General features: G+C 62.5%; 20 protein-coding genes. 4 read left to right on the top strand and 16 right to left on the bottom strand.

What is annotated here, in order from left to right:
- Positions 1–84 precede the first annotated feature (84 nt).
- Positions 85–612: a TetR/AcrR family transcriptional regulator gene (locus tag GT613_RS00645; RefSeq protein WP_009306768.1), complete on the top strand. Its 528-nt coding sequence runs from the start codon at positions 85–87 to the stop codon at positions 610–612.
- Between the two features lie 9 nt (positions 613–621).
- Here GT613_RS00645 and GT613_RS00640 read toward each other — a convergent pair whose 3' ends face one another.
- On the bottom strand, positions 622–1173 hold the full coding sequence (locus GT613_RS00640) for a LytR C-terminal domain-containing protein (RefSeq protein WP_009306770.1): 552 nt from the start codon (positions 1171–1173) through the stop codon (positions 622–624).
- Positions 1174–1400: 227 nt separating this feature from the next.
- Between GT613_RS00640 and GT613_RS00635 the strand changes: the two genes are divergently transcribed.
- The gene (locus GT613_RS00635; protein ID WP_009306772.1) at positions 1401–2981 is read left to right on the top strand and encodes an ATP-binding protein; all 1581 of its coding nucleotides are present in this window, start codon (positions 1401–1403) and stop codon (positions 2979–2981) included.
- Between the two features lie 45 nt (positions 2982–3026).
- Here GT613_RS00635 and GT613_RS00630 read toward each other — a convergent pair whose 3' ends face one another.
- Together GT613_RS00630 and GT613_RS00625 are read right to left on the bottom strand one after the other, a co-directional pair.
- Positions 3027–7721 (bottom strand): 2-hydroxyacyl-CoA dehydratase, encoded by a 4695-nt coding sequence (locus GT613_RS00630; RefSeq protein ID WP_009306774.1) that lies wholly within the window; start codon positions 7719–7721, stop codon positions 3027–3029.
- Positions 7722–7733: 12 nt separating this feature from the next.
- Positions 7734–8396: a TetR/AcrR family transcriptional regulator gene (locus GT613_RS00625; protein WP_009306776.1), complete on the bottom strand. Its 663-nt coding sequence runs from the start codon at positions 8394–8396 to the stop codon at positions 7734–7736.
- A 477-nt stretch (positions 8397–8873) separates the two neighbouring features.
- On the opposite strand from GT613_RS00625, the gene GT613_RS00620 reads away from it, so the two are divergent.
- Both GT613_RS00620 and GT613_RS00615 read left to right on the top strand, forming a co-directional pair.
- Positions 8874–9857 carry a biotin--[acetyl-CoA-carboxylase] ligase gene (locus tag GT613_RS00620; RefSeq protein ID WP_161172463.1) on the top strand — a complete coding sequence of 328 codons (984 nt, stop codon included), beginning with the start codon at positions 8874–8876 and terminating at the stop codon, positions 9855–9857.
- 173 nt (positions 9858–10030) lie between these two features.
- Positions 10031–11395, top strand: coding sequence for a PFL family protein (locus GT613_RS00615; RefSeq protein ID WP_009306779.1), 1365 nt, complete (start codon positions 10031–10033; stop codon positions 11393–11395).
- 55 nt (positions 11396–11450) lie between these two features.
- On the opposite strand, the gene GT613_RS00610 is transcribed toward GT613_RS00615, so the two are convergent.
- The 13 genes from GT613_RS00610 to GT613_RS00555 form a co-directional block, all read right to left on the bottom strand.
- Positions 11451–11768: a type II toxin-antitoxin system RelE/ParE family toxin gene (locus GT613_RS00610; RefSeq protein WP_009306782.1), complete on the bottom strand. Its 318-nt coding sequence runs from the start codon at positions 11766–11768 to the stop codon at positions 11451–11453.
- Positions 11749–12123, bottom strand: coding sequence for a hypothetical protein (locus GT613_RS00605; RefSeq protein ID WP_009306783.1), 375 nt, complete (start codon positions 12121–12123; stop codon positions 11749–11751). The genes GT613_RS00610 and GT613_RS00605 overlap by 20 nt, the downstream gene beginning before the upstream one ends.
- 58 nt (positions 12124–12181) lie before the next feature.
- Positions 12182–12637 carry a PIN domain-containing protein gene (locus GT613_RS00600; RefSeq protein ID WP_009306785.1) on the bottom strand — a complete coding sequence of 152 codons (456 nt, stop codon included), beginning with the start codon at positions 12635–12637 and terminating at the stop codon, positions 12182–12184.
- Complete coding sequence (locus GT613_RS00595; protein WP_009306787.1) at positions 12634–12945, bottom strand: type II toxin-antitoxin system RelB/DinJ family antitoxin; 312 nt, start codon at positions 12943–12945, stop codon at positions 12634–12636. The genes GT613_RS00600 and GT613_RS00595 overlap by 4 nt, the downstream gene beginning before the upstream one ends.
- A gap of 104 nt (positions 12946–13049) precedes the next feature.
- On the bottom strand, positions 13050–13415 hold the full coding sequence (locus tag GT613_RS00590; RefSeq protein WP_114552320.1) for a YccF domain-containing protein: 366 nt from the start codon (positions 13413–13415) through the stop codon (positions 13050–13052).
- Positions 13412–14182, bottom strand: coding sequence for a TlyA family RNA methyltransferase (locus GT613_RS00585; protein WP_161172462.1), 771 nt, complete (start codon positions 14180–14182; stop codon positions 13412–13414). Before GT613_RS00585 ends, GT613_RS00590 begins: the two co-directional genes overlap by 4 nt.
- 87 nt (positions 14183–14269) lie before the next feature.
- Positions 14270–16285 carry a DUF6541 family protein gene (locus tag GT613_RS00580; protein WP_238031727.1) on the bottom strand — a complete coding sequence of 672 codons (2016 nt, stop codon included), beginning with the start codon at positions 16283–16285 and terminating at the stop codon, positions 14270–14272.
- Between the two features lie 450 nt (positions 16286–16735).
- Positions 16736–17785: an aspartate-semialdehyde dehydrogenase gene (locus tag GT613_RS00575; protein WP_009609347.1), complete on the bottom strand. Its 1050-nt coding sequence runs from the start codon at positions 17783–17785 to the stop codon at positions 16736–16738.
- 153 nt (positions 17786–17938) lie between these two features.
- A complete protein-coding gene (locus GT613_RS15610; protein ID WP_009609461.1) occupies positions 17939–18073 on the bottom strand; it encodes a hypothetical protein in 135 nt (44 codons plus the stop codon).
- Between the two features lie 117 nt (positions 18074–18190).
- Positions 18191–19471, bottom strand: coding sequence for an aspartate kinase (locus GT613_RS00570; protein WP_009306796.1), 1281 nt, complete (start codon positions 19469–19471; stop codon positions 18191–18193).
- Between the two features lie 209 nt (positions 19472–19680).
- Entirely contained in the window at positions 19681–19866 is a 186-nt protein-coding gene (locus GT613_RS00565; RefSeq protein ID WP_009306798.1) for a hypothetical protein, read from the bottom strand.
- A gap of 403 nt (positions 19867–20269) precedes the next feature.
- On the bottom strand, positions 20270–21448 hold the full coding sequence (locus GT613_RS00560) for a PucR family transcriptional regulator (protein WP_009609372.1): 1179 nt from the start codon (positions 21446–21448) through the stop codon (positions 20270–20272).
- Between the two features lie 330 nt (positions 21449–21778).
- Positions 21779–22768, bottom strand: a complete 990-nt coding sequence (locus tag GT613_RS00555) for a hydroxyacid dehydrogenase (protein ID WP_009306803.1) — start codon at positions 22766–22768, stop codon at positions 21779–21781.
- Positions 22769–22774: the final 6 nt, after the last annotated feature.

Here is a 22774-nt window from a genome sequence, read left to right as displayed (position 1 = left end):
GTATGCTGTAACCCGATACATTTTGTATCAGGTTGTGCTCGACCGTCAATCGTCGACCGGAGACAAAACGGGGTGATGTGTCTCATGGACAAAAGAAAGCTCGCGAACCAGCAAGTGAAGGACCGCCTGCTTGCCGCGCTCATAGATTTCGCCGGACGCAAGGACTGGTCGAAGGTGACCGTCACCGAACTGGTGGAGCAGGCGGGCGTCGCGCGCGCGTCGTTCTACCGCAACTTCTCGTCGGTCGAAGACCTGGTGGACTACGGCATCCGCCAGGTGACGCAGCGCTACCACGAGGGCATGCCCACGACGGACGGCAACCCTCGCAGCCGCGAGCGCATCGAGTACCAGTTCCGCTTCTACCAGGAGCACGCGAGCCTCGTGCTGGGGTTTCACCGGGCGAAGGCCTCCACGTCGCTGCTCGACCTCGTCACCGACTGCGAGATCGCCTCGCACGGCGACATGTCCGCAAGCTCGCCCGAACGCTACCAGCTGTACTTCTACGCCGGCGCGTTCTACAACGTGCTGATCTGCTGGCTCGAAAGCGGGATGAAGGAGTCCCCCGCCGCCATGGCCGACGAGTTCGCCCGCATGCTCCACGGCACGCGATAGCGAAGCGAGCTATTTCGACTCCCCCTCTGGACCAGCACCGACATAGATGGGGTTGTCGGCAGCCGAGGGGTCGCCCACCATGACGAGGATGTCGTAGTCCTTGTTCCATCCTCCCGCCCAGTCGTCGCCGTCGTAGCAGTACACGCTCGCAAGCCCGACCACTTTCAGCAGATCGCCCAGCTCCTCGGCTTCCGCGCTGTTTTCCTCATGGTAGTACGACACGCGCGTCGACGGTACGTTGAAGTAGGTCGCGTTGTCCACCGTCACGTTCTCGAACCCCGCGGCGCGCACCTTCTCGGCCACCTCGGCGGCTGCGCCCTCGATGCCGCAACCGTTCAACACGAGCACCGTCACCTGGTCCTTGCCGATGCGCACAGGTTCCGCGCTATCGGCCGAAGCCGGCTCGGGCGCGGAAGCCTCATGGGAAGGAACGCTCTCCTCTGCATGCGAGGATGTGGATTCAGGCGCAGCGGGAGAACCGGTCGAGCACGAGCAGAGCAGCATCCCCGTCGCAAGGCACGCGAATGCACCAGCAAGAAAAATGTGACGAATGCCTGCCATAACTCCACCTTTCTCCAGCGAAAGAGCCGGAGGCCTTCCGACGTTTTTCCAGTATACACACTTACAAAGAAGGCTACGCCGCGCAACCGCCGCACGACAGTAACGTGCAGGCCTGAGATCAGTCTTTCCCAAGCGTCCATACAGCTTAATAAACTTAGTTAGAAAGCTTGTAAAACTTAGAAATACCTCTATACTGACAACCATCGAAAAAGGAGGCGACCGAGTTCATGGACGATAGGGAATTTCATAGCGTAATCGCACATCTGAGGGTCGCCGGCACCGACAACCAGTCGTTCGAAGTCAAATCGTGCCGCAAAGAACTAACGCGCGATATCGGAAGAACCATCTCGGGCTTCGCGAACGCTTCCGGAGGCACCATCATCTGCGGGCTCGACGAGAATGACGACTTCAAGCCTGTTAAAGGGTTCGATGCTGCCCGCATCCAAGATGCGCTTGCAAACTATTGCGGCGAGAAGATGAGGCCTCCCATACGGCCCATAATCGAGACGTTTATCCTAGAAGGCAAGCCCGTGCTCGCAGCCCACATCCCCGAGCTGCTTCCCGTGCAAAAGCCCTGCTACATCACCGCAAGCGGCTGCTATGGCGGATCGTATATTCGTGTCGGCGACGGCGACCGCCGTCTGTCAGGATACGAAATCGACCGCCTGATCGACGAACACGAACAACCCCGTTACGACGACCGGATCGTCCGGGAAGCCACGCTTGACGATTTGGATCCCGATTTAGTAACCGGCTTGCTCCGCCGCGAGAGGAGTCTCCATCCAAGCCGCCTCGGAACCATGGATGACGAAACCTTGCTTTGCAAGCTGCACGTCGCCAAAGCAGACGACCACGGATTGCTGCACCCCACTCTCGCAGGCCTACTCGCTTTAGGAACGTACCCTCAAGAATTCTATCCATGCCTCGTCGTGACCTTCACATCCTATCCTGGCAGAATCAAAGCTGAAACTCTTCCCGGCACGCGGCGCTTCGTCGATTCGTTCACCTGCGTCGGACCTATTCCCGACATGATCGAAGACGCCGTCGCAGCCGTAACCAAGAACATGCGCACAGGAAGCCGCATTCAAGGGACGTTTCGTTACGATGTGCCCGATTATCCTGCCCCTGCCGTTCGCGAGGCCATCGCGAACGCGCTCATGCATCGCGACTACTCGCCCAATGCGCAGGGAACCTCCGTAGCAGTCGACCTGTATGCAGACCGTCTGGAAATCATCAATCCCGGCGGTCTGTACGGCACCATGACCGTGAGCGATCTGGGAGAAAAGCATGCAGCCGGATCGTACAGAAACCAGTACCTTTCCAATATCCTAGAAAGCACTCCTCGAGCTCTCAACCATCCAACAGCTCCCGACGGTTACGTTGCGGAGCGACGCGGCACAGGCTTTTTCGTCATCAACGACGAGGTGCGACGCGCCGGGAAACCAGACCCCGAGCCGTACGACTCGCTGACGCGCTTCTGCCTGACTTTCAGAAACGAATGGGAGCCTTCCGATTCGCGCGCGTTCATCGTACCGGAGAGCGAAGGGATACGGCTCCCCATCCAGAGCGCGGATGACGAATCGAATATCCCGAAGATTGCAGGCACGCGACCTGAAAGGCTCGAGTACGCCATCGTGGAGCTTGCCGCAGCACAAGAATCGGTGAGCATGCGCGAGTTGATGGAAGAACTCAAGCGCTCAAGGCCCACGATCAGAAAACGTGTAGCGGATCTCGTCGAACGGGGAGTGCTTGCTCCAACCGGAGCGATGAACAGCCCTCATGTACGCTATCGGCTGGTAAACCGATAGCGGTTCCACGAAGGACGGGCCTCTCGGCCCGTCCTTCGAACTTCCTTATGCCCGCTCCGTCTCGATTTCCAGCGCGCCGGCTTCTTCTTGGACGGCCTGGGGGCGGCCGGCGTCCACGAACCGGTCGCGCGCCTTCTTCGCCTCGGCCTCCTTGTCGGCAAGGTTCGCCTTCGCCACGCTGATCATCAGCTTGATGCGGTTGAGCTGGTTCACCTCGGACGCGCCGGGGTCGTAGTCCACCGCCACGATGTTGCTTTCCGGGTAGCGGCGACGCAGCTCTTTGATGACCGCCTTGCCCACCACGTGGTTCGGCAGGCACGCGAAGGGCTGCGTGCATACCACGTTCGGCGCACCGGTTTTGATGAGCTCCACCATCTCGGCGGTCAGCAGCCAACCCTCGCCCATCGAGTTGCACAAGGACAGGATCTCGCTCGCGTACTCGGCCAGCTCGTAGATGTCGGCCGGCGGCTCGAAGCGGCTGGAGTCCTGCAGCGCCTTCGTGACGGGCGCCCGCATCTTCGCGATGGCCCACAGCCCGATGCGGGAACCCAGCGCGCCCTTCGCCGAACGACCGAGCGGGTCCTTCTGGAAGATGCCGCCGGCGATGCCGAACAGGAAGAACTCGGCCAAGCCCGGCACCACGGCCTCGCAGCCCTCGCGTTCGATGACGTCGACGATCTGGTTGTTCGCAGTGGGATGGAACTTCACCAGGATCTCGCCCACCACACCCACACGCGGCTTCAACCCCTCGCCGGCCAGCGGCAGCGTATCGAAGTCTTCCACGATGCGGCGCACCGTCTTCTTGAACTCGCCGCGCTTCAAGCCACTGCGCAGCTGCGCCTTGCACGTCGTCATCCAGTGGTCGAACAGGCGGTTCGCGCTGCCCTCCTCGACCTCGTACGGACGCGTGCGGTACAGCGCCATCATCAGCAGGTCGCCGTAGAAGATGGCGTATGCGGCCTGCAGCAGCATGGACGGCGTCACCTTGAAGCCGGGGTTGCTCTCGCCCAGATCCTTGAACGACAGCGCGATGACGGGAATATGCGGCAGCCCCACCGAGGCCAGCGCCTTGCGGATAAGCGAGATATAGTTCGTGGCGCGGCAGCCGCCGCCTGTCTGCGTGATGATGACCGCCAGCTTGTCGGTATCGTAGCGGCCGGACATGACGGCCTCCATGATCTGACCGGTGACCAGCACCGACGGATAGCAGATGTCGTTGTTCACGTACTTGAGGCCCGCATCCACCGCCCCGTGGTCAACCGACGGCAGCAACTCGAGGTTGTAGCCGTTGCGCTGGAAAATGTCCATGAGCAGGTCGAAATGGATGGGTGCCATCTGCGGGCAGAGGATGGTGTAGCCCGCGTCCTTCATCTCCTGCGTGAACACGGCGCGCGGGAACTCGGTGGTGGCGCCTTCGCGCTGCTTGAAGCGCTCGGCCACCTCGGGCGCCGCCTTCTCGGTGAACGTCCGGGGCACCGTGCGCGCGATCTCGGCGGCGATGCGGCCCTCGGTCACGCCGGTTTTCGCGTCGATGGCGGCCTCGGGCGAGGCGAGGAACTTGTCGGGGTCGAACGACACCGCCGGGCAGCCGCACGGCGTGCGTTCGGCCTCGGCCTGCTCGTCGGCCTGGTCCTTGAGCGCCGCCAGCAGGCTGCGCACGCGGATGCGCGCCGCGCCCAAGTTCGACACCTCGTCGATTTTGAGGACGGTGTACACCTTGCCCGCCGCCTCGAGGATCTCCTGCACCTGGTCGGTGGTCAGCGCGTCCAGACCGCAGCCGAAGCTGTTCAGCTGGACGAGGTCGAGGTCGGCCCGCTCGGTGGCCACCTTCGCCGCCGCATACAGGCGCGTGTGGTACATCCACTGGTCCACCAGGCGGATGGGGCGCTCCAGCGTGCCGAGGTGCGCGATGGAGTCCTCGGTGAGCACCGCCAGGCCGAAGCTGGTCAGAAGCTCGGGGATGGCATGGTTGATCTCGGGGTCGTTGTGGTAGGGGCGCCCGGCCAGCACGATGCCGTGCGTGCCCGTGGCCTCCATCCAGGCCAGCGTCTCCTCGCCCTTCGCGCGGATGTCGCGCTTGAACGCCTCGTCCTCGGCCCACGCGGCGTCCACGGCAGCGTCAACCTCGGCCTGCGTCGGCGCGCCGGCCGCGCCCATGAGCTCAGGATGCGCCTCCACCAGCTCCACGAACAGGCGCTTCTTGAGGTGCTCCTTCTGGTCGTACGGCAGCCACGGCGTGAGCAGCTCCACGTCGGAGGTGCGCAGCTCGTCGATGTTGAGGCGCAGCGCCTCGGGGTAGCTGGCCACGATGGGGCAGTTGAAGTGGTTGCCCGCGCCCTCGTCTTCCTGGCGCTCCCACTTGCTGCATGGGAACCAGATGAAGTCGGGATGCTTGTCCAGCAGGTTCATGATATGGCCGTGGGAAAGCTTCGCCGGATAGCACACCGACTCGGACGGCATGGATTCGATGCCCGCCTCGTAGGTCTTCTTCGTGGACGGGTCGGACAGCACCACGCGCCAGCCCAGCTTCGTGAAGAACGTGAACCAGAACGGGTAGTTCTCGTACTGGTTGAGCGCGCGCGGGATGCCCACGCTGCCGCGCGGCGCGTCCTCGGGCGCCAGCGGCTCGTAGCCGAACAGGCGCTGGCTCTTGTACTCGTAGAGGTTCGGCACGGCGCTCTTGCTCTCGTCGAACGTGCCCGCGCCCTTCTCGCAGCGGTTGCCCGTGATGAAGCGGCGGTGCTTGCCCGTGACGTCGTCCACGCCGAAGTCGTTGACGGTAAGCAAGCAGTGGTTCGAGCACGCCTTGCAGCGCACGGTTTTCTGCGTGGGCGAGAGCGCCGCCAGCTGCTCGAGCGACAGCAGGCTGGAAACGACTTCGACGGAGCCCTCGGCCGCATCGAACTCGCTGCTCCACGAGTCTCCCGCCTCGGCCTTGCGCGCCTCGCGGGCGACGGCCTCCTGGTAGCGCTCGCGCGCCAACAGGGCCGCGCCGAACGCGCCCATGTTGCCGGCGATGTCGGGGCGCACGGCTTCCACCTCCGACAGCTGCTCGAACGCGCGCAGCACGGCATCGTTCAAAAACGTGCCGCCCTGCACGATCACTTTCGTGCCAACGTCGTGCGGGTCGCGGATTTTGATCACCTTGAACAGGGCGTTCTTGATGACGGAGATGGCCAAGCCCGCGGCGATGTCGCCCACGGTGGCGCCTTCCTTCTGAGCCTGCTTCACGCGGCTGTTCATGAACACGGTGCAGCGGCTGCCCAGATCGACGGGGCGCTTGGCCTCGATGGCAGTCTGAGCGAACTCGGCCACGCCCAAGTTGAGGCCCGTGGCGAAGCTCTCGATGAAGCTGCCGCAGCCCGAGCTGCACGCTTCGTTCAGCATGATGTGGTCGATCACGCCGTCCTTCACGCGCAGGCACTTCATGTCCTGGCCGCCGATATCGAGGATGAACTCCACGCCCGGCAGCATCTCCTGCGCGCCGCGCAGGTGAGCCACGGTCTCGATCTCGCCGGAATCCACGCGCAGCGCTTCCAGCAGCAAGTGCTCGCCGTAACCGGTCACCGTGGCGTGGCCGATACGCACCAGCGGCTCGCCCGTGTCAGCATTCACCGGCATGTCGTTGTACAGGTTGGTCAGCGCGGCGCGAGCGCAGCCCAGCACATCGCCCTTGTTGCTGGCGTAGTGCGACCACAGAAGCGCGCCGTCCTCACCGATGAGCGCAGCCTTGAACGTAGTGGAACCGGCGTCGATGCCGAGGTACGCCGTGCCCTCGTAGTCCATCAGCTCGCCGCGACGCACGCATTCGCCGTCATGGCGTTGCTTGAACCGGGCGTACTCACCCTCGTCGGCAAACAGCGGCGGCAGACGCACCACTTCGGAGCCCTGGATGTCGCCGAGGTTCTTCAGGCGGTCCAGCACGTCGGACAGAAGCTCGGCCTTCACCGTCTCGCTGGCTGCGCCCGCGATAGCGCAGCCGCTGGCCACGAACAGATGCGCGTTCTCGGGCACGATGATGTGCTCGTCGTCCAGCTCCAGCGTCTCGTAGAAGCGTTTACGCAGCTCGGGAAGGTACTGCAAAGGGCCGCCGAGGAAGGCCACGTGACCGCGGATAGGGCGACCGCACGCTAGGCCGGAGATGGTCTGCGTGACCACCGACTGGAAGATGGACGCGGCGATGTCCTCCTTGCGCGCGCCTTCGTTCAGCAGGGGCTGCACGTCGGTCTTCGCGAACACGCCGCAGCGGCTGGCGATGGGATAGATGGTGGTGGCTTCACGAGCAAGCTCGTTCAAGCCGCCGGCGTCGGTGTTCAGCAGCGCGGCCATCTGGTCGATGAACGCGCCCGTGCCGCCGGCGCACGTGCCGTTCATGCGCTGCTCGATGCCCTGGTCGAAGTAGATGATCTTCGCGTCCTCGCCGCCCAGCTCGATGGCCACGTCGGTTTTGGGGATGAAGGTTTCCACCGCCGTCTTCGAGGCGATGACCTCCTGCACGAACTCGATGCCCAGCCACTGTGCCAGCAGCAGGCCGCCCGATCCCGTGATGGCGATGGTCATGCGCTCAGGGCCGAAGTCGACCGCGGCCTCCTCCAGCACTTCCACGATGGTGGCGCGCACGTCGGCGTGATGGCGGCGGTACACCGCGAACTTCACGTCGTTCGCCTCGTCGAGGATGGCCAGCTTCACCGTGGTCGAACCCACGTCGATGCCGATATGCAGGTTATTGTTCTCTTTCATAGCTCCCTTGCCTTACAGCTTGATCGATTCGCCCGGTTTGATGAAGAACAGCCTCATGGCGATAAGCGCCATCTCCTCCGAGCTTTCCCGCATGCCCGTCTCGATCCAGCGCGTGATGACGCCGAGATAGGCGGACGCGAAGAACGCCACGTAATAGCCGACGAACGGTTCGGGGTCGTTGCGGTAACGCTCGTGCAAGACGGACTGGACGAGGTTCGTGCACAACGAGTCGCGCAAGCGAGGGCCGAAGCCCACATCGCCGCCGGAGCCCAACACCGCATGAAGGAACGCGCCCTGCTCGCGCAGGTAGTCGAACAGACCAACCAGCAGCGGCAACGGCTTCTTACGAGCGCGATAGCCCAAAAGCTCGTGCACGGTGAGGTTGCGCATCTGCACCTGAAAGCGCTCGAGATCTTCCATGACCTCGGCTTCCAGCTGAGCCAGCAGATCGTCTTTATCGCGGAAATGGTTGTAGAACGTGCCGCGGTTGAGGTCGGCTCGCTCGCACAGATCGTTCACCGAGAAGCCGTCGAAGCTGCGCTCCTCCATCAGCTCGATGAGCGCGTCGCGCAGCGCGCGCTTCGAGCGCAGGATGCGACGATCCTGCGGCGCAGCCGTGCACCGGCGCGCCGACTGGACGGCGGCAGCGGCTGGTGAGACGGTTGTCGTAGTCATGATCACCTCTATTGAACAGCTGGATCAATAATGAACAGGTTGTTCATTAACGGGTATTATACCCGTTCGCTGCACCGAATACAACGAGGAGCGCTCAATTGACCCTACGCCGATCACCTTTGCAACGATGAGACGCCGTCGCGTCAGGACTGGGCGGCCCGGCCGCGCCAGCTCGGCTTGAGCCCGAAGCCCCTACGCGCTCGCATCCGCCCAATCCGAGCTCGTATCCGCCCGTTCCGGGGTCGGCATCGAGCAATTCGAGCCGAAGAGCACGACGGTCGACAGCATCGCATCTGACGCTCGGGCCGAGCCGCCAACCACTCGTGCGAATGTTTCATGTGAAACATTCGTACGCTTTTCATAAGGATCTTGCACGCGTTCCCTTCTTTACGCAGAGGCTCTCCGCTCGAAAAATATTGTCACCCTAGCTCACACTTCTCATTGACGACCTCCTCGCCCCTCCCTATCATTGATCCCATGGGTACCAAGGAACAACTGCTGCGCTTGCTGGAGGACAACCGCGAGCGCCACGTATCGGGCGCCGCCATGGCCAAGGCCATCGGCGTGAGCCGCAACGCAGTATGGAAAGCCGTCGAGGCGCTGCGTGCCGAAGGATATGCCATCGATGCGGTCACGAACAGGGGGTACGCGCTCTCGCAAGAAAACGACTTGTTGTCGCCCCAAGGTATCGAGCGGTTCCTGCCGGACAACCGCGCTTTCGCCGTCACCGTGCGCAAACGCGTGGACTCCACGAACGCCGAAGCGCGCCGCCGCGCGCTCGAAGGCGCGGCCGAAGGCACCGTCGTCGTCGCCGAGGAGCAGATCGCCGGCAAAGGACGGCCTGGAAAGACGTTCTTCTCTCCTGCCGCCACCGGCTTGTACCTCAGCATCGTGCTGCGCCCCACGTTGGCCGCCGACCGCGGCCAATTCATCACATGCGCCGCAGCCGTGGCGTGCGCGCAGGCTATCGAGCAGGTGACGGGCGCAGAGTCACTCATCAAGTGGGTAAACGACATCTATTGCGACGGCCGGAAGGTGGCGGGCATCCTCACCGAGGGCGTGGTGGACATGGAGTCGGGACGCTTCGAGCACGCCGTTCTGGGCATCGGCGTGAACGTGAAGCCGCCGGCCGACGGGTTCCCGCACGACATCGCCGACGTCGCCGGCGCCGTGCTCGACGATCGCACGGGCGCGGTGCGCTGCGAGCTGGCGGCCGCCATCCTCGCGCGCTTCTGGAGCCTCTACCAGCACATGGACGACCCGAAGCTGCACGACGAGTACCGGCGCCGTTGCTTTCTGCTGGGGCAGCCGCTGATCGTGCGCCAGGGGGCTTCGCGCGTGCGCGCCCGCGCCGTCGATCTCACGCCCGACTTCAAGCTGGTCATCGAGCTGCCCGACAAATCCCGCCGCGAGCTCCCCTACGGCGAGGTGACCATAGGCTCCATCGCCTCCCATCCTTAGCGCCCTCCCTGTGTTTCACGTGAAACATTTGTTCATGCCCGGCTCAAACCGCGATCCTCTTCCATGAGAAGAAACGCCGAAAACGGGGGAAACGCGCCGTTGGCGTGCGCGCGGTTTGCTATGCTGGTTCGATACGCATCGCGAACCATCATTTGAGAGAAAGACGGGGCATCATGCAGATCACGCCTGCTGAAATCGCCGAGACGCTTGCCATGGTGAGCAAGCAGCACCTCGACATCCGCACGATCACGCTGGGGTTGAACCTGCGAGGTTGCACGGACGCCGATATAGACGTCATGGCGCGCAAGGTGTACGACCGCATGACCGCCGCCGCCGAGCGTCTCGTGCCCACGGCCGAGCAGCTGGAGCGCGAGTTCGGCATCCCCATCGTGAACAAGCGCATCTCGGTCACTCCCATCGCCGAGATCTGCGCCGCCACGAACGCCGCCGACCTCACCCCCATCGCCGTGGCCATGGACAAGGCCGGCAAGGAAGTGGGCGTCGACTTCGTCGGCGGATTCAGCGCGCTCGTGCACAAGGGCGCGTCCAAGGCCGACCACAAGCTGATGGACTCCATCCCCCACGCCCTGTCCGTCACCGACAACGTGTGCTCGTCGGTGAACGTGGGCTCCACGCGCGCGGGCATCAACATGGACGCCGTGCTCAAGATGGCCGGCATCATCAAAGCCACGGCCGAGGCCACAGCCGACCGCCAGTGCATCGGTGCCGGCAAGCTGGTGGTGTTCTGCAACGCCGTGGAGGACAACCCCTTCATGGCCGGTGCGTTCCACGGCTCGGGCGAGGCCGACGAAGTGGTGAACGTGGGCGTGTCCGGCCCCGGCGTGGTGCGCGCCGTGCTGGCCGACCTGCCGAAGGACGCCGACATTACATCGGTTGCCGAAGCTATCAAGGCCACCGCATTCAAGATCACCCGCGCCGGCGAGCTCATGGCGCGCGAGGCAAGCAAGCGCTTGGGCGTGCAGCAAGGCATCCTCGACCTGTCGCTGGCACCCACCCCGGCTGAGGGCGACTCGGTGGCCCAGATCCTCGAGGCCATCGGCGTGGGCCAGTGCGGCGGACCGGGCACCACGGCAGCGCTCGCCATGCTGAACGACGCCGTGAAGAAGGGCGGCGTCATGGCTTCGTCGTCCGTCGGCGGCCTGTCCGGCGCGTTCATCCCCGTGTCCGAGGACGCCGGCATGATCCGCGCGGCCGAGGACGGTGCGCTGTCGCTGGAGAAGCTGGAGGCCATGACCTGCGTGTGCTCGGTGGGCCTCGACATGATCGCGGTTCCCGGCGACACGTCCGTCGAGACCATCTTCGGCATCATCGCCGATGAGTGCGCCATCGGCATGATCAACTCCAAGACCACCGCCGTGCGCCTCATCCCGGCCATCGGCAAGACGGTGGGCGACCAGCTGGACTTCGGCGGCTTGCTGGGCTACGCCCCGGTCATGCCCGTGAACCAGTTCGCCGGCACCACGTTCGCCCACCGCGGCGGCCGCATGCCCGCGCCCCTCAACTCCTTGAAGAACTAACGAGGCGATCAGCCAGCGCGTTTCCGAAAGCGGCCCTGCGGGGCCGCTTTTGCTATCACCCCCATTCCATCACGAAGCGCTCGTAGCGTTGGGTTTGGTGAAACATGCGGACAAGATGCACGATCGACTCTTGAACTCTATACACCACGACATAACTCTTAACTGTCATTTCTCGATACTCGTTCTTGGCCAAGGTTGGTTTTGTTGAAACGGAATTCGCAAATGGGGTGGTTTCCAAAAAATCGATGACCCTATCCATTTCATTGATCAATGCCAGGGCTGATCGGGGCGATTTCAAATCGTCTACAAGATACGCAAGTATGTCGTCATAGTCGCACTCGAAACGCAGCGACTTATTGACCGTATAACCCATATTTTTCCCGCATCCTATTTTGCATCTCCCGAGCCGATCCTACCCGGCCCTCGGCGATATCGCGCTCGGCCTCGTCGAGCTTGTCCTTGACGGAGACGACCTTCTTCTTCATGGCTTTATACTGCGCAATCAGATCTTCCCCTTCGTAGCCCTCGTTGATCAGATAGCGAAGGATGTCGATGGTCACGTCTTCGTCTTCGACGTCGAGCGGCTGCAAAAACATGCCTTTGTCGGTCCACGTGCAGAGCGCGTAGTCTTTGAACCCCGCCTCCTCGTACGCTTTCGCGGGGATGGTGATCTGCCGTTTGCTGGAAATCTTTATTGCCAGCGGTTCTGCCAAAGCTGCTGAGCCCATACTGCATCTCCTTTACCAAGCGCTTGGTGCTTGGCATCAGTGTATCACACGCGAACGACTACCAGGGTATCTCTTCGTAGACGAGGCCCTTCTCCTCGGCCAGGTAGGCGAACAGCTCGTCGCAGTCGAACACTTTGATGGACGACTTTTCGAAATCCTTTTGATTGCGCGCGATGATGGCATCGGCTTTCAGCTTCAGCGCGCATTGGTGCACGCACGAGCCCTCGAGATCCGACCATGAGGAATCAAGCGCAGCATCGAACTCAACCTCGTTGACGCCGCATATGCGAACCCCTTGGCGAAGCTTCTTCAAATCACGTTTCAGCTGGACAGCGAGTGCAGGCTTTCCTCCTCCCGTCAGGGTATAGAAAACATCATTCGCTTGCGCAGAGCTGAACCAGAGTTCATGCTCTGAAAGAAATCCCAGCAAGATGAGTTTTCGTGCGGCAGCATAGAAAGGATCTCTCATTTTGAGGTAATCGATCACAATGCTCGAATCCAGCATCAGCCTCATGAGAAATCCTTGCTCGTCGCAAGACCGCGCGATACCAAGCGCTCCCGCCTGATCTCATCGTCGGTCATGGTGGAGAAGCGATCCTTTCGAGGAATGCTGTCCACCCAGGCAATCGCCTCGGCGATCTCCTCCTGCGTGTATTTCCGCCGCCCCTGCTCCTCCGGAAACGGCAGCTTTTTATTCTCCAGCACGTAGTCGTACAGGCGGTTCACCACCTGCGAGGCGTTCGTGCCCAGCTGTTCGAGCACGCGGTTGCCCGCCTCTTTCTTCTCCTGCGACATGCGCGCCGTCACCATCGCATCGGCCATGCTGCACCTCCTATGTTGTACGTACAACATTAATATAGCATGTTAGCACACGAAGCGAAAGACTCTCGCGTTCGAAGAACCGCGGATGCAAACGCGCCCCTTCCCTACTTCCCTCTCACCACGGCGCCGAAGGGCAGCAGGGCAAGCTTCGCCTGCTTGAAGCATTGCAGGCCGAAGGGGATGCCGATGACGGTGATGCACAGCAGCACGCCGTTGAGCAGCGCCTCGAGCGCCAGGAACACGCCGCCGAACACGAACCACAGCACGTTGAGGATGGCCGACCCCGCGCCCCCGCCGTATTCGACTTCCTTGCCGAACGGGAAGAACGCGAGCCCCGCCATCTTGAAGCACTGCGTACCCACGGGGATGCCCACGATGGTGACGCACCACACAAGGCCGACGAGGCACCAGCTCACGCCCTGCCAGAACCCCGCGAAGATGAACCACAGTATGTTGCCGATCACGCTCATGAACGCCCCCCTTCGCCACGGTCCCCGTCATCGCGAGACCCTTCGAACACGGCGCGTACCAGGTACTCCACGTTGCCCTCGGGCCCTGTGATGGGCGACTCCACGACGCCCGTCGCGTCGAACCCGGCATCCGCCAGCGCCGCGCGCACCTCGTCCACCGTACGCCGCCGCACGGCCTCGTCGCGCACCACGCCGCGCTCCGTCTCGTCAGGTCGCGACTCGAACTGAGGCTTCACCAGCCCTATGAACACCGTGCCCGGCTGCGAGAGACGCGCGAACACGGGCGCGAGCGCCGCGAGGCCGATGAAGCTGAGGTCGGCCACCAGCACGTCGAAGGGAGCGCCCAATTCCACTGGATCGGCCAGCTTGATGTTCACGCGCTCGAACACGCTCACGCGCGGATCCTGCCGCAGCTTCCATGCCAACTGCCCGTAGTTCACGTCGACGCACGCCACGCTGGCCGCGCCCGCCTGCAGCAGGCAGTCGCTGAAACCGCCGGTGGACGAGCCGATGTCCAGGCACCGCAAACCGCGCACGTCCTGTCCGAACGCATCGAGCGCCCCTTGCAGCTTATGGCCGCCGCGCGACACGAACCGCTTGCGGTTCTTCACCACCACCTCGGCATCCGGCGCCACGCGCACGGCGGCGCTGGTGGCGTACACGTCGCCCACCTTCACCTCGTGCGCCAACACCGCGCGCAGCGCCTCGTCGGCATCCGCGAAGTATCCCTGCTCCACCAACAGCGTATCAAGTCTGTTTTTCTTCATGGGCACAGTATATAGCAAGCGCGTCTGCACCGATGGAAACGGAGAGTCTCGCCGTTTCCCGCTTGGCGCAGGAAAGGATCGCGAGCGCTACCCCACGATCTCGTAGAGCCGCATGTCGTCTTCGCTGAGAAGCAGCTTGAAGCCCGGTGTCTGCTCGTCGATGGTTTCGATGCCGCGCCAATTCTCCTCTTTGTAGCGGATGGTCGTCGTGGTGCGATGGTCGCTTCCCTGCACGTCGAGCATCAGCACGTAGCGCGCGTCGAGGTCGTTCACGAGCCGCTGCACCTCTTCGGACGTGCTGATATCGCGCAGCTGCGTACGAAGGATCTTGCTTTCCTCGGCACCGCCCCTTCCGTTGTCGGACGAGCGCCTGAAATAGGTGTTGATGCCCTCCACCCCGTAGCTCCAGCAGCTGCCGTCGCTCGGCACGTTGATGACGAGAGCACCCTCCCCAATCAGCTCCACCGCCTTCTTCACGAACGCGTCTTCCTCCCCCGTCAGCCCGCGATCCCATGAATACCGCATCGACACCTCGCGATGGATTTTCACCAGACCCGCGCCGATGTCGGTTTTACCCATCAGCTTCGCATGAAAGGGGAAGAACTGGCACATGAGCATCAGCGCGACGAGGATGCCCACCGGCAGGTACCTGCACTTCGGATGATCCGCCTGCACGCGCAGAGCCTTCGCGCACCACGACCTGACGATATCGACCAGTTGGACGAAACCCAAGGAAGCAAGCGGGATGGCGAAAAGCGCCGTCATCGCGCCCGTTCGGTAGTAGTCGGTGTACCAGAACCCCGACAGCACCTGCTTCACCACGCCGTCGGTCGACACGTCGATAACGTACACGACGAAGGCGAACGCGTAAGCGACCGTCATCCACAAGTACCGCCTGTTCCTGCACGTGTAGATGACGCCCGCCAGCACCGCGACGCTCAAGAAAGGCTGCACGCCCTCGCGCGTCGTGAACATGAACAGCAAGCCGCCGCCGATCGCCTCGAGAGGTGAAAGCGTGGCTTTCCACGTGTACTGAACCACGTTCTGCAAGAACGGTGCGAAATACAGCACGACCCAGCCCGCGCACGCCACCGCGAAAAGCGCTGCGGCTGCCGCGATGCGCTTCGAGGCGATGCGCGGCGCGTCGTCGCAAGGCGGAACCAGTATCCGGCCCATGCAGTAGAGCACCGCCCAGATTCCGAAGGTGAACGCGCCGTTCGGCTGCGACAGCGCTATGGAAACGAGACCTGCCGCCACGAGGAACGCGAGTCTGACCTTGCCCGAGAGCCCCTTCGCTTCGATCGCCCCGACAAGCGCGACGAACGCCAGCGGGATCAGCATGAAGGACACCATGTTCGAAAGCAGCTGGCCGTACACGACGAACCCCCACGGGAACCCGCAAAACGCCACGACGAACAGCGAGCCCGCCCATACGACCCGCTTGCCTTCGCCGAACAGCTTCAGGAACAGCAGGCACATGCCCAGGGGAAACACCACCGCCGTCAGCGCGATGATGGAAGCGTTTGCGGCAAGCGTCACGGCATTGCCGAAGAAAGACGCCACGACCGCCGTGACCACATGCCAAGCCGAAGGATAGAACGAGCTGGTGACGCCCTGATCGAGGTACGAACTCGCATGCAACGTGGAGAACGTGCCCGTGTCCAGGAATCCTCGCACAATCGCGAGGTGCACGGTGGTGTCATCGTTCCTCGAAAACGATTCCGGACCGTCGATGGCCAACAGGAACACGACGAACACGACCGCGAACGCCACAGCGACGTACAGAGCCGCCGCCTTCCACGCGCCCTTCACGTCGTCGATGGCGATCAGCTCACGAGAGGCGTTCGGGGCTTTCGCCTGAGCGATGCCCTTGCTCACCAGCAAGGCAATCGCGCCGATCGCGACGGCGATCGCCAGCAATACGGGGCCCGAACACGTCACGCCGACCTCGAACAGGACGATACCCAGCACCGCCAGGAAGAAAATCGAGATCATCGGCGCAATCGCGACGGAAGCAAAACGAGCCACAGAAAGCGAGCGTGCGAACAAATACCCCGGCACATACAGCACCGCAACGCATACGACCACCGCTAAAGCAAGCATGAGCCACATAAAATTCCCCAAGAGTTGGTTTCCGACACCTACGATCTGAAGATTATAGACGCAAGGGTACGCTAATGCGAATCCTTCGCATCGTTTTCGGCTATAGGCGAGCTACGCTTTCTGCAATCAAACCGGCTGTTTTCTCCCATGTCCCCGACTTATGCGCACCTCTGCCACGCAAATCGCGCCGCGTTTGGACGAAAGACTGCATACGCCTCGGCATCATGCCTGGTCGCGTTTTTATCGAACCTCGCCTTTACCAAACCGGGCGTTTTCCAGGTGCACATAACTCAAGGACATGGGAGAAATCGTCGATTTTCGTGGCAGAAGCGCACGCAAGTCGAGGACTTCGCTCCGCTGGGCGTCGCCTCCCTCGGAAGCAAACGTTTCCCAACGCACGGCGGCCGCCCGAAGGCGGCCCCCGGAACATGCGCGGTTGCAGGCTGCGCCTTACGGCAGCAGCAGCTGCGCGATCTGCACGGCGTTCAGAGCCGCGCCCTTGCGGATCTGGTCAGCGACCACCCACATGGCCAAGCCGTGATCAACCGTGTCGTCTCGGCGCAGACGACCGACGTACGTCTCGTTCGTGCCGGCCAGCAGACCCGGCATGGGATACGTGTTCGTGGCGCAGTCGTCCATGACCACGATGCCCGGGAACGCCTCGAGCGCCGCGCGCGCGGCCTCGACGCCCACCTCGTCCTGGAACTCCACGTAAACGGCCTCAGCATGGCAGCGTAGCACGGGCACGCGCACGCACGTAGCGGCCACGCGAATGTCCTGGTCTCCCATTATTTTCTTCGTCTCGACGACCATCTTCCATTCTTCCTTGGTGGAGTCGTCCTCGAGGAACTTGTCGATATGCGGAATGCAGTTGAACGCGATGCGATGCTGGAACGCGCTCACCGTGAGCTCGTCGTCGGACTTGCCGTCGAGGAACTCTTTCGTCTGGTCGTACAGCTCGGCCATAGCCGGGGCGCCGCCGCCGCTGGCCGCCTGATACGTGGACACCACCACGCGCTTGATGCGCGACAGATCGTACAGGGGCTTCAACGCCACCACCATCTGGATGGTGGAGCAGTTCGGGTTCGCGATCACGCCGTTATGCCAGGCCACGTCGCCGGGGTTCACCTCGGGCACCACCAATGGCACGTCCTCGTCCATGCGAAACGCGCTGGAGTTGTCGATCATCACGGCGCCGGCCGCGGCCACGGCCTCGCGCATCTCCTTCGATACGCTGGCACCGCACGAGAACAGCGCGATATCCACGCCTTCGAACGACTCCGGCGTCATCTCCTGCACCGTGAGCTCGCCTGCCGGAACCTGGCCGCAACCCAGGAACGGCAGCTTCTTGCCCGCCGAGCGAGCCGATGCCAGCGCGCGCACCTCGGCCGCCGGGAAGTCGACGTCGTGCAGCACCTGCAAGAACTCGGCGCCCACCGCGCCCGTGGCCCCCGCCACAGCCACCACCGGATTAGCCGGAATCTCTTTCGTCCATGTCATAGCAACTCCCTTTCCCCGCTTATGCACCCTATCGACAAGCCTCGCTCACGCGTTTGCGCAACCAACTGCCGCTAGTATATAATGAAGAAGTCAGCGGATGGCCTGAGGTGAAGAGCAGGCGACACCGTTAAGGTTTGTGACCGCTAGTTGCTGCTAGCGGTCATCTTCTTTCTGGTGCGCCCAAAGCGCCTTGGCGAACGCCACCGCCTCCCGAAGCAAGCCGACAATCGCGGCCGCCAGCCCAACAGCCGAAGCTGCGAGCTTGAGGATTATCACGATAGCATCCAAGCGAGTCACCTCCTTCCTCAAGAAGTAGGTGCCGCCTGACGCTCAGGACTTACATCCGCTGACTCGCACACATTCTAACATGCGTATCGCCAGCGAAACACATGCATGGCAAAGCTTCTATCTTCCCTTGTTCATCTTTGCAGCGATTTCCTCCGCGCTGAGCTGGGTTTCCTCGAACACGCTGTCGGAGTCGAGGTCGAACGCCTTGTGCAGGCAGCGCACCGCCGCCGCAGCTTGCGCGCCGTCCACCACGACCGACAGGCGGATGGGCGACGTGGAGATGGCCAGGATGTTGATCTGGTTCTCGCCCAGCGTCGAGAACGCGCGCGCCGCCACGCCGGGAGACGACTTCATGCCCGTGCCCACGAGGCTCACCTTCGCGATGTCCTCGTCCACGTCGTAATCGCGGGCGCTGATGTCGGGCAGAATGCGCTCGATTGTCTCCTTCGCGCGCGCCAGGTCGGCGCCGGGGCACGTGAAGCTGATATCGGTGATGCCGGCTTCCGAGATGTTCTGGATGATCATGTCCACGCTCACCGCGTTGCCAGCCAGCGCCGAGAACACCTTCGCAGCCACGCCGGTCATGTCGGGCACGCCGCGGATGGTGAACTTCACCTCGGACGTGTCGTGGGCGATGCCGGTGATGACGGCTTCCTCCATCATGTCGGTTTCCTCCTTGATATAGGTGCCTTCGGCGTCGGAGAACGCCGAACGAGAATGAATGACCACCTGGTACTTGCGCGCAAACTCCACGGCGCGCATCTGCAACACGCCGGCACCGGAGCTGGACAGCTCAAGCATGTCGTCGTAGGAGATGACGTCGAGCTTCTTGGCGCGCGGGCACACGCGCGGGTCGGCCGTGTACACGCCGTCCACGTCGGAGTAGATCTCGCACACGTCGGCGTCCAGGCCGTGCGCCACCGCCACCGCCGTGGTGTCGGAGCCGCCGCGACCAAGCGTGGTGATGTCGCCGTTGGCGTCGATGCCCTGGAACCCGGCCACTACCGCGATAACGCCCCTGTTCAGAGCCTCCATGATGCGCTCGTTGTGCACCTTCACGATCTTGGCCTTGGCGTGCGTGCCGTCCGTCTCGATGCCGGCCTGGCGGCCCGTGAAGCTCATGGCCTTGTAGCCGCGCGCTTCGATGGCCATGGCCAGCAGCGTCATGGACACCTGCTCGCCCGTGGACAGCAGACGGTCCATCTCGCGCGCCGGCGGGTTGTCGTTGAGCGAGGCGGCAAGGCCCACCAGCTCGTCGGTGGTTTTGCCCATGGCGGACACGACGGCGACCACCTGGTGCCCGGCCTGCTTCTTCGCAATGAGCTTCTTCGCGACCATCTGGATGCGCTCAGGCGAAGCGACGGACGTGCCCCCGAATTTGCATACGATTAGCGACATGGTGCTCTTTCTCGTCAGGTTGAACCCAATCGGCTGTCCACTATACCAAACGGTCGCATCGTCGCCTATAGAAAGCCCGTTAACAGGAGCTTTTTACATGGGGAAAACGAAGAGAACGAGCAGTCGCCCGCATGATGCGCTCGAAACCGAGCAGATCATGCGGGCGACGTCCCGAACCGAAGACAGCTTCGACGTTGCTCTGCATACGCTTACCCCGCCTGGTAGATCGTCTCCAGCTCGCCGCTCTCAACGAGCGTGCACAACGCATTGCTCGCCTGATCGCTCTCGATGCCCATGTGCTCGAAGCGCTTCGCCAGCTTAAGGCAATACGACAGGTCGCCGGGCTCCAAAGACAGCAGGGCGGACGCAGCCTGCTCGTTCAGTTTTCCAAACATGAGATGCTCCTTTCCTTTTCGATGCATCCAGCGTACTGCACCAAGGAAAGATGGCTTTTGGACGAATGGAGAACCTCGCCGGTCGGTTTTGGCCGATCGTACAAACAAGCATCCCGACAGCTTCAAAGCGCCTCCGTTGCCTCGTGAGACAGCGGCGCGCTGCGACTTGATTCATTACCAAAACCATCATGGACAAAATATGCCGTTTTTCTTTATTCTCATTTTGGAATAGCCTTTCATCACCTGGGGTTTCTTCGACCTCTCTTTCCTGCTCGCTCCCATTACGCGTCGAAAACTACTGAAAAGTGGTGCTTTTTGTCCATGATTATTTAAATCATATTATTGCAGGCGGACTGGCCGAGAAAGCATCGAGCGCCGCGTAGCGAGCCGCCGCCCCCTGCCCTTACGGCTGCAGCAAGGGATTCGTGTAGTCCAGATACACGAGGCCCAGCAGGAACGCGAACTCGCGATCGGGGGAATCGGGCATGCCGAGCACGTCCTTGGCCTTGCGCAGGCGGTAGCGCACGGTGTTCGGATGCTGGTGCAACGCCTCGGCCGCCAGACGCAGGTCGCCGTAGGCGCGCGCGACCGCCTCGGCAGTCGCGGCAAGCTCGGTGCCGTGGGCGTCGTCGTGCTCTTCCAGCAAGGCCCTGTGCAGCGCGGCCGTGCGCCAGAACAAGCGCCCCTCGTTGGCGGCCGCGCGAAACGCATCGTGATGCAGATCGGCCCAGCACACCACGCGATCGCCCTCAACCTGCGCCGTCTTCAACGCGGCAAGCGCCTCGCGCACGCTCATGTCGCCGTCGGAAAGCGGCGTCTCCTCGCCCACTCCCAGATGCACCTGGCCCGCAGCCAAAAGGCGCATCGTCAGGTCGCTTTCGGAGCGAGTTCGCACACCGGCAGGAGGCTGCGCGTACGACACCAGCGCAAGCAACGCGCCATGGTAGCGGAAGGCGAACACCGCCTCCACCACATCGTCCCAATCGCGCTTGAACTCGGCCAACACGACGGTCATCGCGTCGAGCATGGCGTATAGGGAGCATTCGTCGTCCGCTTTCGGGGACGCCGCTATGCATTGGACGGTCGATCCGGTCGCCCCCGCCAGCTCGTACAACGCCGCACGAGCAGCATGCGGATCGTGCCCAGAAAGCAAGCCGTCCATGATGCGTCCCTTATCGGATTGTTCGCCGTCGCGCCGAATCAGATCGAGCGCCTGATATGCCACCACTTCGTGGTAGCCGCCGTCGTACAAGTACATTGGCACGCCCGCCGCCTCGCTGGCAGCCCTCACGCGGTCGCTGACGATGGGGCGATACGCTTTCTTCAACGCGATACCCGAAACGCCGCGCGCTATCAGGACCAGAAGCGATCGCTCGGACAATTCCGGATCGTCGTGCGCGAACCCCAGGTTCGTCACGATGAACTCGCCGGGAATGTACGATTCGTAGCCGCCGTCCTTATCGGGAGCGCAATCGAGGATGCCCACGTTGTGGACTTCTCGCAACTCGGCTCCTTCGCACAGCACCAGCGGCTGCACCTGCTCGAACGCCGGCAACGCAAGTATGTCCGCAACCGTGATCACGAGGAGCTCCTTCCGAAACCTGTCACGGACATGATACGACGAGTCGCCGTCCTGCGCCACTTGGCGCATCCTGCCGTTCGGCACGAAGCATCCAACCCGACTCGCGAGAAAAATGGACGCGAAAGCGCACCCATGACAATTCCCGAGGCGTTTTCGGGCCGCTCGCGCCGACCGACCCGGATGACGTTCGGCATAATGCCTGGTGGCGATTTTCCGCTTCGGAAAATCGGCGGTTCGCCATGGCGAACTTTGTCACAGGAGGCCGTTTGCGCCCAGAACGCGCGCAGCGAGGGAGGGCCGTACTTGCGACGGCCCTCCCTCCGTTTCGCCCTACACCTCGTTGACCAGCTTGAATACCTTCTCCTTCTCGCCTTTCAGGAAATGGACGATGTTCTCGCAGCTCAAACGCTCCAAGTCTTCGATAGCCGTGGTCGAGTAAAACGCAGAATGGGGCGTGATGATGACGTTGTCGCGCCCCACCAGCTTGTTCGCGGCCAAGTCGGGCGTCTCGTCGTACAGCACGTCCGCGCCGAACGCACGGAGCTTGCCCGCATCGAGCGCGTCCACAAGCGCTTCCTCATCAACGCACAGGCCGCGGCCCAGGTTGATGAAGATAGGGCGTCGCGCCATCGCGTCGAACGCCGCCTCGTCGAAAAAGCGCACGTTGTCATCGGTCAAGCACATGTGGTTCACGATGATATCGGCCTGAGACAGCAGCTCTTCCTTGCTTACGCGCGTCACTCCACGCTCGGCGAATGCAGCGTCGTCAGCGTGCGGATCGCAGGCTATCACGCGCTTCACGAGGCCCATCGCCTTCTCGGCCGTGCATTTGCCGATCTTGCCGAACCCGACGATGCCCAGCACCTGATCCTCCAGACGCGGCCACTGGGGCGCCGCGGCGTAATCCCACTTGTGCCGCTCGTCGATCTCCCTCTGGTAGAACTTGAAGTGCTTGTTGAGCGCGCCCATGTACGCGATGGCGCTCTCGGCCACGTCCCACGTGCAGTACTCGCCCACCGGGCAGACCCCGATGCCTCGCTTCGTGGCCTCGTCCAGGTCAACCTGGTCGAACCCGGTAGAGTTCAGCGAAACCACCTTGAGCTTCGGCGCGCGATCCATAGCCTCGGCATCCACCGTAACGAACGCCGTCAGCAACGCGTCGGCATCGGCCACATGCTCGTAGAATTCATCACGCTTATCGTCCTCGTACTCGAGAACCTCGACCTCCACGTCCTCGCCCAGACCCGCGCGCAGGGTTTCGATCTCCAACGCGTGGTCGGGCATCATGCAATCGGCGTGATCGCAGATGAGAACCTTCATGGCAAC

Origin of the sequence: Eggerthella sp. BIOML-A4, from assembly GCF_009875575.1 — a bacterium.
In the GTDB taxonomy this organism is placed as follows: domain Bacteria; phylum Actinomycetota; class Coriobacteriia; order Coriobacteriales; family Eggerthellaceae; genus Eggerthella; species Eggerthella lenta.
The sequence above is the reverse complement of the archived record's forward strand: the minus strand, read 5'-3'. Positions and strand labels throughout refer to the sequence as shown.

Bases quoted from the DNA above. Each gene is read 5' to 3' on its own strand.
- GT613_RS00645 (WP_009306768.1), top strand. From the start codon at position 85: ATGGACAAAAGAAAGCTCGCGAACCAGCAAGTGAAGGACCGCCTGCTT.
- GT613_RS00640 (WP_009306770.1), bottom strand. From the start codon at position 1,173: ATGGCAGGCATTCGTCACATTTTTCTTGCTGGTGCATTCGCGTGCCTT.
- GT613_RS00635 (WP_009306772.1), top strand. From the start codon at position 1,401: ATGGACGATAGGGAATTTCATAGCGTAATCGCACATCTGAGGGTCGCC.
- GT613_RS00630 (WP_009306774.1), bottom strand. From the start codon at position 7,721: ATGAAAGAGAACAATAACCTGCATATCGGCATCGACGTGGGTTCGACC.
- GT613_RS00625 (WP_009306776.1), bottom strand. From the start codon at position 8,396: ATGACTACGACAACCGTCTCACCAGCCGCTGCCGCCGTCCAGTCGGCG.
- GT613_RS00620 (WP_161172463.1), top strand. From the start codon at position 8,874: ATGGGTACCAAGGAACAACTGCTGCGCTTGCTGGAGGACAACCGCGAG.
- GT613_RS00615 (WP_009306779.1), top strand. From the start codon at position 10,031: ATGCAGATCACGCCTGCTGAAATCGCCGAGACGCTTGCCATGGTGAGC.
- GT613_RS00610 (WP_009306782.1), bottom strand. From the start codon at position 11,768: ATGGGTTATACGGTCAATAAGTCGCTGCGTTTCGAGTGCGACTATGAC.
- GT613_RS00605 (WP_009306783.1), bottom strand. From the start codon at position 12,123: ATGGGCTCAGCAGCTTTGGCAGAACCGCTGGCAATAAAGATTTCCAGC.
- GT613_RS00600 (WP_009306785.1), bottom strand. From the start codon at position 12,637: ATGAGGCTGATGCTGGATTCGAGCATTGTGATCGATTACCTCAAAATG.
- GT613_RS00595 (WP_009306787.1), bottom strand. From the start codon at position 12,945: ATGGCCGATGCGATGGTGACGGCGCGCATGTCGCAGGAGAAGAAAGAG.
- GT613_RS00590 (WP_114552320.1), bottom strand. From the start codon at position 13,415: ATGAGCGTGATCGGCAACATACTGTGGTTCATCTTCGCGGGGTTCTGG.
- GT613_RS00585 (WP_161172462.1), bottom strand. From the start codon at position 14,182: ATGAAGAAAAACAGACTTGATACGCTGTTGGTGGAGCAGGGATACTTC.
- GT613_RS00580 (WP_238031727.1), bottom strand. From the start codon at position 16,285: ATGCTTGCTTTAGCGGTGGTCGTATGCGTTGCGGTGCTGTATGTGCCG.
- GT613_RS00575 (WP_009609347.1), bottom strand. From the start codon at position 17,785: ATGACATGGACGAAAGAGATTCCGGCTAATCCGGTGGTGGCTGTGGCG.
- GT613_RS00570 (WP_009306796.1), bottom strand. From the start codon at position 19,471: ATGTCGCTAATCGTATGCAAATTCGGGGGCACGTCCGTCGCTTCGCCT.
- GT613_RS00565 (WP_009306798.1), bottom strand. From the start codon at position 19,866: ATGTTTGGAAAACTGAACGAGCAGGCTGCGTCCGCCCTGCTGTCTTTG.
- GT613_RS00555 (WP_009306803.1), bottom strand. From the start codon at position 22,768: ATGAAGGTTCTCATCTGCGATCACGCCGATTGCATGATGCCCGACCAC.